This window comes from Mesorhizobium sp. B2-4-12 (genome assembly GCF_006441575.1).
Lineage (GTDB): Bacteria > Pseudomonadota > Alphaproteobacteria > Rhizobiales > Rhizobiaceae > Mesorhizobium.
The window spans coordinates 44,975-58,273 of the sequence record NZ_VFVC01000038.1; the positions used below are offsets into that span (position 1 = coordinate 44,975).

Annotated in this window: 10 protein-coding genes; 7 read left to right on the top strand and 3 right to left on the bottom strand. The window is 56.4% G+C overall.

The features are described from left to right. Window positions 1-6: 6 nt before the first annotated feature. Together FJ934_RS20940 and FJ934_RS20945 are read right to left on the bottom strand one after the other, a co-directional pair. Complete coding sequence (locus FJ934_RS20940; RefSeq protein WP_246671581.1) at window positions 7-1,179, bottom strand: glycosyltransferase; 1,173 nt, start codon at window positions 1,177-1,179, stop codon at window positions 7-9. 2 nt (window positions 1,180-1,181) lie between these two features. Beyond that, window positions 1,182-2,177 carry a glycosyltransferase family A protein gene (locus FJ934_RS20945; RefSeq protein ID WP_140611957.1) on the bottom strand — a complete coding sequence of 332 codons (996 nt, stop codon included), beginning with the start codon at window positions 2,175-2,177 and terminating at the stop codon, window positions 1,182-1,184. A 1,026-nt stretch (window positions 2,178-3,203) separates the two neighbouring features. On the opposite strand from FJ934_RS20945, the gene FJ934_RS20950 reads away from it, so the two are divergent. From FJ934_RS20950 to wecB, 5 genes are read left to right on the top strand one after another with little or no spacing between them, the layout of a single operon-like run. After that, the gene (locus tag FJ934_RS20950) at window positions 3,204-5,078 is read left to right on the top strand and encodes a nucleoside-diphosphate sugar epimerase/dehydratase (protein ID WP_140611959.1); all 1,875 of its coding nucleotides are present in this window, start codon (window positions 3,204-3,206) and stop codon (window positions 5,076-5,078) included. Continuing rightward, window positions 5,075-6,373, top strand: a complete 1,299-nt coding sequence (locus FJ934_RS20955) for a glycosyltransferase family 4 protein (protein WP_210241971.1) — start codon at window positions 5,075-5,077, stop codon at window positions 6,371-6,373. The genes FJ934_RS20950 and FJ934_RS20955 overlap by 4 nt, the downstream gene beginning before the upstream one ends. Before the next feature lie 14 nt (window positions 6,374-6,387). Continuing rightward, on the top strand, window positions 6,388-7,260 hold the full coding sequence (locus FJ934_RS20960; RefSeq protein ID WP_140611961.1) for an SDR family oxidoreductase: 873 nt from the start codon (window positions 6,388-6,390) through the stop codon (window positions 7,258-7,260). Between the two features lie 18 nt (window positions 7,261-7,278). Next, window positions 7,279-8,289 (top strand): polysaccharide biosynthesis protein, encoded by a 1,011-nt coding sequence (locus FJ934_RS20965; protein WP_140611964.1) that lies wholly within the window; start codon window positions 7,279-7,281, stop codon window positions 8,287-8,289. Continuing rightward, window positions 8,282-9,406 carry a UDP-N-acetylglucosamine 2-epimerase (non-hydrolyzing) gene (gene wecB / locus FJ934_RS20970; RefSeq protein ID WP_281407622.1) on the top strand — a complete coding sequence of 375 codons (1,125 nt, stop codon included), beginning with the start codon at window positions 8,282-8,284 and terminating at the stop codon, window positions 9,404-9,406. The genes FJ934_RS20965 and wecB overlap by 8 nt, the downstream gene beginning before the upstream one ends. 17 nt (window positions 9,407-9,423) lie before the next feature. Here the strand turns inward: wecB and FJ934_RS20975 are convergent, their stop codons facing one another. Then, the gene (locus tag FJ934_RS20975) at window positions 9,424-11,019 is read right to left on the bottom strand and encodes a hypothetical protein (protein WP_140611966.1); all 1,596 of its coding nucleotides are present in this window, start codon (window positions 11,017-11,019) and stop codon (window positions 9,424-9,426) included. A gap of 217 nt (window positions 11,020-11,236) precedes the next feature. On the opposite strand from FJ934_RS20975, the gene FJ934_RS20980 reads away from it, so the two are divergent. Together FJ934_RS20980 and FJ934_RS20985 are read left to right on the top strand one after the other, a co-directional pair. Continuing rightward, window positions 11,237-12,190 carry an NAD-dependent epimerase/dehydratase family protein gene (locus tag FJ934_RS20980; protein WP_140611969.1) on the top strand — a complete coding sequence of 318 codons (954 nt, stop codon included), beginning with the start codon at window positions 11,237-11,239 and terminating at the stop codon, window positions 12,188-12,190. After that, window positions 12,187-13,299 (top strand): glycosyltransferase family 4 protein (locus FJ934_RS20985; protein ID WP_140611971.1); only part of this gene is annotated, 1,113 nt, incomplete at its 3' end. The genes FJ934_RS20980 and FJ934_RS20985, both read left to right, overlap by 4 nt.

Here is a 13,299-nt window from a genome sequence, read left to right on the forward strand (position 1 = left end):
GCCGTCTTACCCGCGCCTGGTTCGGAGATAGAACAGGATTCCCGACACATAGCCGGCGATTTCCTGCCAAAGGAAACGATCCTCAGGGACCTTGCGCCCAAGCATCCTCCTGCGCACCCTGCCGAGATACCAGAGTGGTTTCCATTTGAAGGCCTGTCTCAAATTCGCCTTGACGCCAGTCCGTTCATGCTGGACGAGCAAAGCGGCTGAGTGACCGCGCATGTAGAAGTAGATTTGCTTGGCCAGGCCTTCCATCGTCCGCCTGTGGAAATGGAACGCGACGGAGGTGGGCTGGTAGCGGCAGTCATATCCATTGGCGAGCAGCCGATACCAATATTCGGAGTCTCCAGAACATCCGGCCTGACCGACGTCGAGACGCTCGTCAAACAGCCCGGCGTGGTCAAACACGTCGCGCCGGAACGCCATGCTGGCGCCAGCCCCAACTTTCCAGGCAGGGAATACCTCGTGCTTGCTGGCGGCAAAATCGGCCGCGCGGAAAATCCGAGGTGTATAGCCTTGCCCGAAACTCCAGAATGTCTCGAAATAACGCTGCGCTTCGGTGGTAATCTCGGCGGGCAGCACAAGACCCGTCACCGCGCCGATCGAAGGTCTGTCAAATGCTGTGACCAGCCGCTCAAGCCATTGCGGATGAAGCAGAACGTCATCGTCCGTGTAGGCAACGATCTCGGAGGATGCACGCTCAGCGCCTCGATTTCGGGCAATATCCAAGCCGGGTCGGTCCTCGCGGACATAGATTGCGCCGGCAGCGAGCGCTACCTCGCGCGTTTCGCCGCCTGCCGACGCGTTGTCGACCACAATGACCTCCGCGGGCGGAAGGGTTTGCAGAGGGAGCGAGGAGAGGCAGCGCCGCAGCTCTTTCGGCCTGTCGCGCGTACAGATGACCACGCTGGCGCTCGGCAGGTCCAGAACCGGTGGAGCCGGGCTTGAGTCTTGAGCGATCGCAATTGGGGCAATGCGGCACTCCCCGTCGCTCGCCCTGAGCAAATGCCCGACCGGCAGCCCGCCGCGCCACAAGACGATCATGCCGGCATCGCAGTCCTCAGGAGCACCTTGGATGTCTAGATCCACGTGGCGGACACCTACGCAGCCATCCACGCCAAACATCTCCCGCAGTTCTGCCTCCAGCACATTTACGTGCCCGTCTGGAGTGGATGACATTTTCACCAGCTCATTTCGCTATAAAGAGGCCGAAATTCGGCGTCTTTGTTTAGCATCCGTTTCACTCGAAGCTTAATCCAGCGAGGAACCAGCCTGGCCCGGCAATATGCGTCTACGATGTCAGGCAGACCAGAAATCGCGGTGCGTGGGTCCAGGACGACGGACTTCTTCAGTAGGTCGTAGGCCGCGAAAAACCGTCCCTCAATCAAAGCTCTTGTGGCAAGCCAATGGATCATGTCGACCAGATGGGCATCGAGATCGCCCCCGAATTGCGGATATTTTTCACGAAACTCGGCAAGGACGATTTCGCAGGAACGAAGCATCTGCATGACATCGCTCGACATGTTGACGTTCGTCATTCGGTAGCCCACAAGATGTTGAGGCACGACACGGAACTCGTAACTTTCCGCTATTCTGAGGCACATCAGAAGATCCTCGCAGCCTTGTGCGCTCTTGGCCCGCAAGGACGAATCGAATTGTCCCGCTTGCTCGAATGCGGAGCGACGTACAAGCATCGAACTTCCATTGCCGACAAAATTTTGTCTGCACATGCGCTGGAGCACATGACCTTGGGCGTCGGGGTGATTATGCAGCGAGAATACCCGACCGTCCTCATCGATATGCGCAAACCAACAATATGCCAGGCCTGCTGAAGAGCCACCTTCCAGCAAGGCGCGCAATTGCAATGCGATCTTGGATGGGGCCCAAAGATCATCCGCATCGACAAACGCTAGAAATTCCGCGTCGGTAGAAGCCGCGCCGCGATTGCGAGCGTGCGCAACTCCGCCATTTGACTGCCTTATGAGGCGTATACGCCGATCTTTATCGGCACAGAAGGCCACGATTGATGCGGACTCATCCGTCGATCCATCGTCGACCACGATAATGTCCAGTGCCTGGTAGTTCTGGCGGCAGATGCTGGTCAGGGTGGAGCGAATGGTTCGCTCCGCGTTGAACATCGGCACCACGACGCCTACTGTGGCATTGTCCTTGACCATCGGGGACTTCGTTTTCTCCGCAAGGTGGTGGAGTTCATGCAGGCACGCCGTCAGTACCGCTCTCTTCAAAGATCGGGGCGAATTCGCGGCAAAAGACGCTATTCTATTAGTTTTTACTAAATAATCATGCAAGCCAGCAGGCTCGGGTGGGCTTGGCAGGTCCACCCATAGTGATTTTTTGCCGCAGGCGGCTTCAGTTACGCGATGTGGCAGACAGAATGGAGTTCGTTCCGGTTCGCGTTTCAGGTCGGACCGGCCGCCATGGCAAGCATCGCCAGCAGTCGAAAGATTTCCAGTTCGCCGCCAACGCGCTGGGTTTGATCGGTCCCGATGCAATCTCCTCGCAGGGAGGCGGCGGTGTGTCGAGCGAGCGTCGACCGAGGACCGAAAACATTCCGACAGATGATCTTCACTTCTTGTCCAGGCCTGCACACTCTTGTGGCGGCAAGGGCGCATATTAGGTCGTCACTCGAATGAGAGAGGGTCTTTTGCGTCGATTGGCGGATACGTGGTACACTGCATCAGCGGCGTGTGGGGTTGTCTTAGCCCCGGGTCTTACGTCGGCAGAATTTGAACACGCACCCTGCGTGCCTTGCGAGCCGGACAATGATCCACGCTGACGCCCTCTGCTCGTCATCGCGGTGCACTTCTGGAAATAAGTATTGGACGATCAGGCCATGTGCGGTACAGACTTCTCCGAGCACCGGAGCACCGGACCTCATGTTTGGGTAAGAAGAAAGATATCAGGACAATTGGTTTTAAAATGCGACCTTCCTGCCGGACACTGTCATCTCCGACGCCATGGCAAGCGCAGAACGTGTCGCTGCTGAACCGCACAGGGCGTGGACGATCGTCTCGAATATCGATCGAGAAAGGCCGGAAGCATTCGTGTCTTCAAGGTGAAGCCTAGTGCCTTCCGGTCTCAAAAAATCTGAAGTCGCCCATTCAAAGATCGGGTCCAAGAGGCCCCGCGTCATCTCGCGGCTCTTGACATTGCGCGGTTTGGCCCTCGTGCACGATGGCCTTATGGGGGCCGCCGCGCTGTTGCTGTCATTCGCATTGAGGTTGGACGGCTTCTCGGGGAACTTTTGGAAGTTCGTTGCAGCTGCGGCACTCTTCGGATTCATAGTCAGCATCACTGGCTTTTTCCTTGGGCTCAATCGCGGCGTATGGCGTTACGCATCGCTGTCAGATTTCCTGGCGATCGCCGGCGTAACTACCGCATCTCTCGCCATCTTCACGGTCATCGAATTTCTGGTCGATCGTCTGAATTCGATCCCACGTTCTTCCATTCTCATCGCGTGGGCCTTCGCGATCGTGTTTCTGGCCGGGCCGCGTGCCGCATACCGCGTCTATCGGAATCGGCACGATGTTAGAAAGGGGAAGGTTGCCAAAGGAAGCGCCAAGAACGTTCTTCTCATCGGGGCGACCGATAATGCCGAGGCTTTCATAAGAACGATCAAGGAGAGAAAAAGTGCCTCTGTGGAGGTGCTTGCAATTCTCGACGAACGCGGCCGAAGAACAGGGCGAGCGATCCGGGGTATTCCGGTCGTGGGGCCGCTGAGCAACCTGCCTCAGATATTGGACCGGTTCGAAGCGCGGGGCCGCCGGGCCGAGGCAATAATCCTTACTCGATCTCGCGAGGAATATCAGCAATACGCCAGCCTCGAGGAGTTGGTGGACGTCGCGGCGCAGCAGAAGGTGGAGTTGCTGGCACTCCCCAATCTGCTCGACATGAAGAGTATCGATGCGGAGATTCAACTTAGCCCGATAAAACTGGAGGATCTCCTGCAGCGTGCACCCGTGAGGTTAGACACGCAGAAAATCACCGCTATGATTGGCGGTAAGAACGTGATGATCACCGGAGCCGGAGGTTCGATCGGGTCCGAGCTGGCGCGACAGGTATTGGATCTCAGTCCGCTGAGCCTCGTTCTCGTGGATGCCAATGAGTATGCGCTCTATTGCATCAAATCCGAGCTGAGCCAAAAGCATCCTGACCTACGTATCCACGCGGTGCTGTGCAACGTGCGCGAGAGGGAGGCGATCAGCAACGTCGTTGAAACCCACGCACCCAATCTGATCTTTCATGCAGCTGCTCTAAAGCACGTGCCGATGGTGGAGGCTCAACCAATCGAGGGCATTTTCACCAATGCCATCGGTACGCGGAACGTTGCCGACGCCGCATTGCGCTGGAAAGTCTCCAAGATGATCATGGTTTCGACCGACAAGGCAGTAAACCCTGCTAACGTCATGGGAGCCACTAAACGTATGGCGGAAATGTATTGCCAAGCGATGGATATCGATCAAAAGACGTCCACCACGCGCTTCATGACGGTTCGATTTGGCAACGTGTTGGGATCAGCCGGATCCGTGGTTCCGCTCTTTGAACAGCAGATAAGGGCCGGCGGCCCTGTAACAGTGACCCACCCGGACATTGTGCGTTTTTTCATGACCATTCCCGAAGCGTGCCTGCTGGTGCTGCAGGCAGCAGCCCATGATCCGGACGACGTTAATGAGCGCGGCCGAATCTTTGTTCTCGATATGGGTTCACCGGTGAAGATTGCTGACCTGGCGAGGAACCTCATCCGCCTATCTGGGCTGCGTCCGGACACCGACATTCAAATCGCTTACACCGGGCTGCGTCCCGGAGAGAAACTCTACGAAGAACTGTTCGACAGTAACGAGACATTGCGTGAGACGGGGTCGCCGGGAATCCTGGCAGCGTCCGCGCGATCCATCGAGCGGGCGATGATCGAGCGCATCTTCGATGAGATGCAGCGTATGATAGATAGACTGGATTTGGAGGGCGCGCTTCGCCTTCTTCAATCGACAGTACCAGAATTCACCGCGGGACCTGATATTCACCTGACAATGAGCAACACGCGCTCGCTACGGCAATGAATTTCATTTACCCGGCAACTGAGGGTCTGCAGACAGAAAGCGGCGCGACCGAGGAGAGATTGCGCGTACTGGTGATCAGCCAGCATTTTTGGCCCGAGAGTTTCAGGATAAATGAGGTTGTCGAATCGCTGCGGCACCAAGGCTGCGACGTTGAGGTCTTGGCCGGGCAGCCAAACTATCCACAGGGCAAGATTTTCGAGGGCTATAGCGCCTTTGGCTTCGGGACCGAGACCCACCCTTCAGGGTACTTGATTCATCGAGTACCCGTGGTGCCGCGAGGCCGCGGCGGCGGAATTCGGCGGATATGGAACTACCTCTCATTTGTAATATTTGGAGGGCTGCTGGGCCCGTATCTTACGCGGACCAAGCGATACGACGTCATCTTTGTCTACGCAATCTCGCCCATATTGCAAGGACTGGTGGGCGCCGTTTTCCGGCGTATCAAGGGAGCAGCTCACGTCATTTGGGTGCAGGACCTGTGGCCAGAGAGCCTTGAAGAAACCGGCTTCATAAAAAACAGATGGATGCTGGCAGCGGTCGAGCGGCTCACTGGTTTCATATATCGGCGCGCTGACCTTCTACTTGTCCAGTCTCGCGGATTTATCGGGAAGATACAGGCCATTGTGGGTGACGACGTGCCAATCGCGTATCATCCGAACCCCGGTGACAACTCCTTCGTGGAGAGCGCATCCCATGAGAGTTCATCCCTCAAACTACCCGCGGGATTTAACGTCGTGTTCGCGGGTAATCTTGGAACGGCTCAGGCATTGGAGACCGTGCTGGATGCAGCAAGTCACATTCAAGATCCAGAGATATGCATCGTTCTTGTGGGCAGCGGCAGCAGATCCGATTGGCTCAGAACCCAGATCGAGCAGCGTCGCTTGAGCAACGTGGTATTGGCAGGCCGATTTCCAGCCGAGATGATGCCAAGGATATTGGCGCAGTCATCGGCGCTTCTTGTCACATTGAAGCGGTCGGCGGCCTTCGGGCTGACCATACCCAGCAAGATTCCAACTTATCTTGCCGCAGGCCGCCCCATTCTGGCCTGTTTAGATGGCGAGGCTGCAGAGATCATTCGTGAATCCAATGCCGGAATAACAATTCGGGCAGAAGATTCGTTTGGTCTGTCCGAAGCTATGGTGCGGCTCAAAAATATGCCCGAAGAAGCGAGAGAATCCATGGGAGAGTCGGGCCGCGAGTACTTCAAATCGCATTTTGCGCCCGCGCCGCTTGCTCGTCAGCTAATTGATCATTTTCGACATGCACGAAGCAAGCTAGCGCGCTCGCGGTTGTAAATCAGGAATCGGTGATGGAACGACAGACTCATCGCAAATTGCTGGTGCTAGGTGCCTCTGGCATGCTGGGCAATGCAGTCTTCAGATTTTTCTCAAATAGTCCTGGCTTTCAAACTTTTGGCTCAATCCGTTCCAGATCCCATCAACGCCTCTTCTCGGAGGAGGTCAGAGGAAATTTGGTCAATCTGCCCGACGCGGAAAACCCCGACGCGCTCCTCGATCTGTTCGCCGACGTGGCACCCGACGTCGTCGTAAACTGCATCGGCTTGGTCAAGCAGCTTTCCTCGGCGAGTGATCCTTTGGCGGCAATCCCCATCAACGCGATCTTGCCACACCGGCTAGCACGACTCTGTAGGATCGCAGGTGCCCGCCTCATTCACATAAGTACGGACTGTGTCTTTGATGGCGCGGACGGCAACTACAGTGAAAGTTCGCGTCCTAACGCATATGATCTCTATGGGAGAAGCAAGCTGCTCGGCGAAGTCGATTACGACAACGCGATAACACTGCGGACTTCGATCATCGGCCGGGAATTGAACAGCGCCCACAGTCTGATCGACTGGTTTCTGAACCAAGAGGGCAGCGTTAAGGGGTTCACGCGGGCGATCTTTTCCGGCTTGCCCACTGTCGAGCTAGCCAGGGTCATCCGCGATTTCGTTCTTCCGAACCCGGCCCTGACAGGCCTCTATCATGTCTCCGCCGCGGCAATCAGCAAACACGATCTCTTGAACATAGTGGCGCAAATCTACGCGAAGGAAATTCGCATCGAGCCGGATGATAGGGTGGGGATCGATCGATCTCTTAACTCATCCCGTTTCCGCCACGCTACCGGATACGAGCCTCCACAATGGCCCGCGCTCATTCAAGCCATGCATGATTTCTGCTAACCAAACGAGACCATAAGTATGTTTTCCAACAAGACGCTGCTCATAACCGGGGGTACTGGATCCTTCGGGAATGCCGTGCTTTCGAGATTTCTAGCAAGCGATTTCGCGGAAATTCGCATATTCAGCCGAGACGAGAAGAAGCAGGAAGATATGCGCTTGGCGCTTCGGGATGAGCGTCTCAAGTTCTACATTGGCGATGTTCGCGACTACCATGCTGTCGACGATGCGGTTCGTGGTGCCGATTACATTTTTCACGCGGCGGCTCTCAAGCAAGTACCTTCCTGCGAGTTCTACCCAATGGAGGCGATCAAGACCAACGTCCTGGGGGCGGAGAATGTACTTCGCGCGGCAATCAGTCATGGGGTTCAGCGGTGTGTCGTGCTCAGCACGGACAAGGCGGTGTATCCAGTCAACGCGATGGGAATGTCCAAGGCTCTGATGGAGAAGATGATGATCGCCAAATCCCGACTGAGCGATTCCGTCCGTACGGTCGTCTGTGCGACACGTTATGGCAACGTGATGGCTTCTCGCGGATCGGTGATCCCTCTTTTTTTGGACCAACTCATGCGTGGCCAACCGCTCACGGTGACCGATCCGAACATGACTCGCTTTCTCATGTCTCTCGACGAATCGGTGGATTTGGTTCTCTACGCCTTCGAGCATGCGCGGTCGGGCGATATTTTTGTTCAGAAGGCGCCAGCTTCCACAGTGGGGGTTTTGGCGGACGCGATGCGGGAGGTTCTCGGACGCGACAACCCCGTGAGAATCATCGGCACGCGGCACGGCGAAAAGCTCTTCGAATCTTTGGTGTCTCGCGAAGAAATGGTTCGCGCAGAGGATCTCGGAAACTACTACAGAATTCCAGCCGACTCGCGCGATCTGAATTACGATAAATATTTCGTAGAGGGGGAGCGAGCGGTTTCAGCTCTCGATGACTATACATCTCACAACACGATTCGCCTTGATATTGCTCAGGTCAAAGAACTCTTGAGCCGCCTTGATCTAATCAGGGAGGCTATCAGTGCTTAAAGTCATGACTATCGTGGGGACGCGGCCGGAAATCATACGACTGTCGCGGGTCATCGCCCTGTTCGACGCAAATTTCCAGCACACACTGGTGCACACAGGACAGAATTACGACTACGAACTGAACGACGTCTTTTTCTCAGAGCTTGGAATCCGGACGCCGGATATTTTTCTCAGGGCAGCCGGGAAATCAGCGGCCGAAACGATTGGGCAGGTGATTATCGCCGCTGACGAGGTGCTGGATAAGCACAATCCTGATGCCTTGCTCATCCTCGGCGACACAAACAGCTGTCTGGCAGCCATCTCTGCGAAAAGGCGTAAGGTCCCCATTTTCCACATGGAAGCGGGGAATCGGTGCTTCGATTTCCGAGTGCCCGAGGAGATTAATCGCCGCATCGTTGACCATATCTCGGACGTCAACCTGACTTATAGCCAAATTGCTCGCGAATACCTGTTGCGAGAAGGGCTGCCGCCTGACCAGATAATCGTCACCGGAAGTCCCATGCGCGAAGTCCTCGAGTACTACCGCGAACCGATCAACGGCTCAGATGTGCTCGGCCGTTTCGGACTCGCCTCGGGAAGATTTTTCATCGTCAGCGCACATCGCGAGGAGAATGTCGACGCGCCTGATAGGTTGGAAAAGCTGCTGAGGATCATCAATGGGATTGCGGACCGCTACGATGAGCCAGTGATCGTATCGACCCATCCCCGCACGAGGAAGCGCCTGGATGCACTCGGCGTGGATTGCAGTCCTAAGGTAAGGTTCGAAAAGCCGTTTGGCTTCCTCGATTACATAAAACTTCAGAGCTCTGCCCGAGCTGTTTTATCCGACAGCGGGACCATTACGGAAGAGAGCGCAATCCTCAACTTTGCCGCGTTGAATTTGCGCGAAGTGCATGAACGTCCGGAGGGGTTCGAGGAAGCTTCGGTAATGATGGTTGGGTTGGAGCTAGAGCGGATACTTGATGGACTTAAAATCCTCGAAAGCCAACCGCGCGGTGCGGACCGGCTGTTGCGCATGCCGAGCGATTACCATCCCGACAACGTGTCCGAGAAGGTCATGCGAATTGTCCTAAGCTATACCGACTTCGTGAACAGGCGTGTCTGGAGAACACAATAGCGACTAACCGCGTTCGCCTACTGCAGCGATTGTGGCTCAATGGGCGTGCTTTCAACTCGACCGTTGCTGGACGCCAACCACTTCGTGGCCCACCAAACCGCGCCAAGGAACATAACGGAAAGGAGTAGTTCGATCGCATAGATCAGCAAAGTCCATGGAAATCCCATTTGGACCGTCAGGTAGGCCAGCGACACGCCTGTTACGGACGCGGCTGCCAGGTTTTGCGTCGAACGGGCAGCTATCCACTCGACCAAGTGACCCGCTAGCGTGAGTGCAAACATAAAGGCCGCCACGACCATCGCCGATCCGGACAGGCTAGCTACGCCGATAGGGCCGGGGAGTGTGAGGAATGTATAGTACTCAACATGCCCGTAACGATTGCCCGATATTTCTTGGTAGATTGCGTGGGAGCCTGCGGCGGGATCCTCAGACATCACTTTCAAGAACAGGTCGGCGCCGAGTCGGTCGGAATTGGCGGCTGCTGTCATAACGCCCTCCATTCCGACCCAACGCATGACAGCGAGATTGCGGAGTTGGCGGAACAATCCCTGGAGAGCAGAACGATTTCGCGTTACGGTTTCCACTTTGTCGGCCAATGAAGTTTCTTGAAGCGCGGGAGGCTTCGGGACTGCTCGCGGAGTTGCAGGAACCTCTGAAGTCGAGCTCGCCTCAGCGGAGTTCGAATCATTGGATGCTTCAGGAGGCGTTGCCGGCAGAGGCACGGAGGTCCCGGACGCAGTTTGCGAGAAGTCGAACGTGCGTTCGAAACTGACTACCGCCAGCGACGCCACAAAGATAAACGCGGCTAAACCCATCGCCAAGCCAACGGCAATCCAGCTCCGCACCTGCCGCCGCCGCAACGCAATGACTACGACCGCAGCCAGGACGTAGAGAAGAAGCTGGATCCGGCTGCCCATCGAAATAGAAGCGAGCAAACCAAGAAATGTCGCCGTAAGGATCAAGGCGGCATATGGCCATCCCCGGAGTTCGATGAGCCAGAGCACCGCAGTCAGCCCGCCCAAGAGGGAGCCCCAGGCGATGCCAAAGGCGGCGACCGCGTAGATGCGAGCGTCCATGTCAATGCCAAGGGGGAAGCCAATTCGGAGGATATGAAATGTGTAGTTCGCCCAATACATGCCGATTGAGCAAACTATCAGCACAGAAAACGCTCCGAGGACCGAATTGGCAAGATGAGCGGTTCCAGAAGCTCTTAAAGTGTTTGGAAAGGATGGAAACAATGTCGCCGTGAAGTTCGCCAAACACACGCCCGACAAGCCACTGGCCGCAAAAATTAACGCTTGGTCCCATTGCGACGTGAATGTGCTAACCGGCTCAATTAGCTGCACGCCAAACACGAAGTGCGCGATCGCTTTCGCTATGAAACCCACGAAGAGGAATGACGACAACAAGAAAACGAAGAAAGAGGAGGGAAATGCAAGCGAGATGGCTACCGCGGCGCAGCCGGAAACATAGAACCAGAGGAGGATTAACGGCGAGGCGCCAGAATTGGTCGTCAAGAGCAATAAGAACAGAGGTAGCGCTATGACCGCTCCTGCAGGCAGCGCGAAACCTGTGATCGAGCCGGATCGGGAATTTGGCGAAGACGCAGTCATGGGCATTCCCTATACTCCGAAAGCGGCTTGCGACCCAAGGGCGACTTTTCCATTTCCCCAGCAAGGGTTGGTGGGCCTACGCCAATGGTCCGGCCGTCGTTGCGCGGCGTGTCGGGCTTATGGTATAGGCCGAGCAAATGCGAATTGGCATGGCTCGCTTTAACCGCTCACCATCTCGGCATCGCCGCGTGCAGTATCACCCCGAAGAAGCCTCTACATGAACGACGAGCGATTCGAAAACGAGCCACGCGTAGTCGTGCTCGGAGGGACCGGTTTCGTCGGCGAGGCCTTTGCCAAGTGCTGGAATATCTCTGCGGTCCGTCCCAGCCGATACCTGGTGCACAGGTCGCGGCCAAAATGGCTCGATACAAGCGGCGTGGAACGCAACGACGTCAACCTCGGTGACCATGCTCAAATGCTGAGCGTGCTTCGCGGTCAAGATGTTCTGATCAACCTTCTGCGCCCGGATGGCAGCGGCTGGTATAGCGGTGCGATGGAGAGCCTGAAGTCGATCTTTCGGGAGTCCGGAATCCGTCGTTGTATCCACGCGAGCAGCATTGACGTTTATGCCGGCGTAAAAGACCATCTCGTTGACGAAGATACGCGACCGCGGCCACTGTCACCTTATGAAACAGAGCATATTGCGGTCGAAGCGGTGATGAGAGATTCGTTCCCGGAGACAATCGTATTGCGACTGGGGGCCGTGTTCGGGCCAGGTGGCCGCAATCTGGTCAGCTTGGCGGAAGAGATAAGCCGTGCCCCGCAGTGGAAAATCGTGCTTCGCCGCTCCCTCTACGGCGCCAGACGGATGCACCTTGTCAGTGTCGAGACTGTAGCTCGGGCACTCGTCCAATTGTCGCTCGAACGAAAGCGTCTTGGGCTTCAGGTGGTGCTTGTCACAGACGATCACGACCCAAACAACAATTTCGCTTTCGTCCAGGATCGCCTCGCTGCGGCGTTTCGTCGTAACCTACCCAAGATTGGGCCTACGGCGCCGAGATCGTTGCTGAGGTTGCTCCTTCGTGCGAGAGGATTGCCGGATCGGAACATCGACCGACGTTTTTCCCATAGAAAGGCCTCCGAACTCGGATTGCCATCCGAGGCGTTCGTGGACCGATTGGAGGAATATGCTCAGCATCTAGCCGACGACATCGGCAGATATGACCAATGAATATCCTCCTGACCACCGTATCGCTCGATTCCCGAAAGGGAGGGGGTACCGCAGAACGAACGCGGCGCCTTTCGGCTCATTTGGAGGCCAAGGGACATCGATGCGAAGTCGCGACTATGCAGGATGGCGATTTGGCGGAAAAGCTTCGCCAGCGAGGCGTCCCAGTGTATGCGACGGGTTCAGTGCGCCTACGGCTTACGGTCCCATTTATCAATCCTCTGCGGCTCGCCCGGAGCCTCCGCAGAGCCGATGTTGTTCACATTCTTGGTTACTGGAACCTTCTTTCGGTCGCGACAGCGTTTCTGGCTTCGCGGCTGGGCAAACCCTACGCATTCAGCGCCGCGGGCGAGTTCGTGGGCCTTGACCGCCCACGTCCGATCGCGCGTCTTTTCCATGTCCTTTTTGGCAAACGGGTAATCCGCGATGCAAGCTTGCTGGTTGCGATTACCCCACTGGAACGAAGCCAAATTCTGGAGCGATTTCAGCTACCAGAAGACCGTGTCATCGTCCTCCCCAATGGAGTGGAGGAGCACGCCCAGGCCGTCACCCATCAGCCTTCTCAGTCGGATGCGCCCTACATACTGTTCATGGGACGCCTTGCCGAAGTGAAAGGCCCAGACCTGCTCGTCCAAGCTTTCGCCGATGTGGCGTCGGAATACGGTGATGTCCGGTTGGTGATGGCAGGGCCGGACTTTGGAATGCGCTCCAGTTTGGAAAAGTTCGTTGGAGAAAGGCAACTTGGTGATCGCGTTATCTTTACGGGTCATCTAGGCGAGATTGAGCGGAACGACGCCTATGAGCGAGCTCTGTTTCTTGCCGTCCCATCGCGCGCCGAGGCGATGTCGCTTGTTGCATTGGAAGCTGGAGTTGCCGGAACACCGGTGCTACTGACCGATCAATGCGGATTCGACGAGATTGAAAGCGTTGGTGGTGGCCTTGTTGTGCAGGCGACCGTTGAGGGGCTGCGTGGCGGCCTCCGGTCGATGCTGGCAGAACGCGAGTCGCTGAGCACGATGGGCCAAGCTCTTCAGGCCCACATTCGCGGAAAGTTTACATGGCCTTCGATCGTGGATCGCCTAATTTTACAGTTCCACAGCATGATCGCGAAC

Bases quoted from the DNA above. Each gene is read 5' to 3' on its own strand.
- FJ934_RS20945 (WP_140611957.1), bottom strand. From the start codon at position 2,177: ATGGTCAAGGACAATGCCACAGTAGGCGTCGTGGTGCCGATGTTCAAC.
- FJ934_RS20940 (WP_246671581.1), bottom strand. From the start codon at position 1,179: ATGTCATCCACTCCAGACGGGCACGTAAATGTGCTGGAGGCAGAACTG.
- FJ934_RS20950 (WP_140611959.1), top strand. From the start codon at position 3,204: ATGGGGGCCGCCGCGCTGTTGCTGTCATTCGCATTGAGGTTGGACGGC.
- FJ934_RS20955 (WP_210241971.1), top strand. From the start codon at position 5,075: ATGAATTTCATTTACCCGGCAACTGAGGGTCTGCAGACAGAAAGCGGC.
- FJ934_RS20980 (WP_140611969.1), top strand. From the start codon at position 11,237: ATGAACGACGAGCGATTCGAAAACGAGCCACGCGTAGTCGTGCTCGGA.
- FJ934_RS20960 (WP_140611961.1), top strand. From the start codon at position 6,388: ATGGAACGACAGACTCATCGCAAATTGCTGGTGCTAGGTGCCTCTGGC.
- FJ934_RS20975 (WP_140611966.1), bottom strand. From the start codon at position 11,019: ATGACTGCGTCTTCGCCAAATTCCCGATCCGGCTCGATCACAGGTTTC.
- FJ934_RS20965 (WP_140611964.1), top strand. From the start codon at position 7,279: ATGTTTTCCAACAAGACGCTGCTCATAACCGGGGGTACTGGATCCTTC.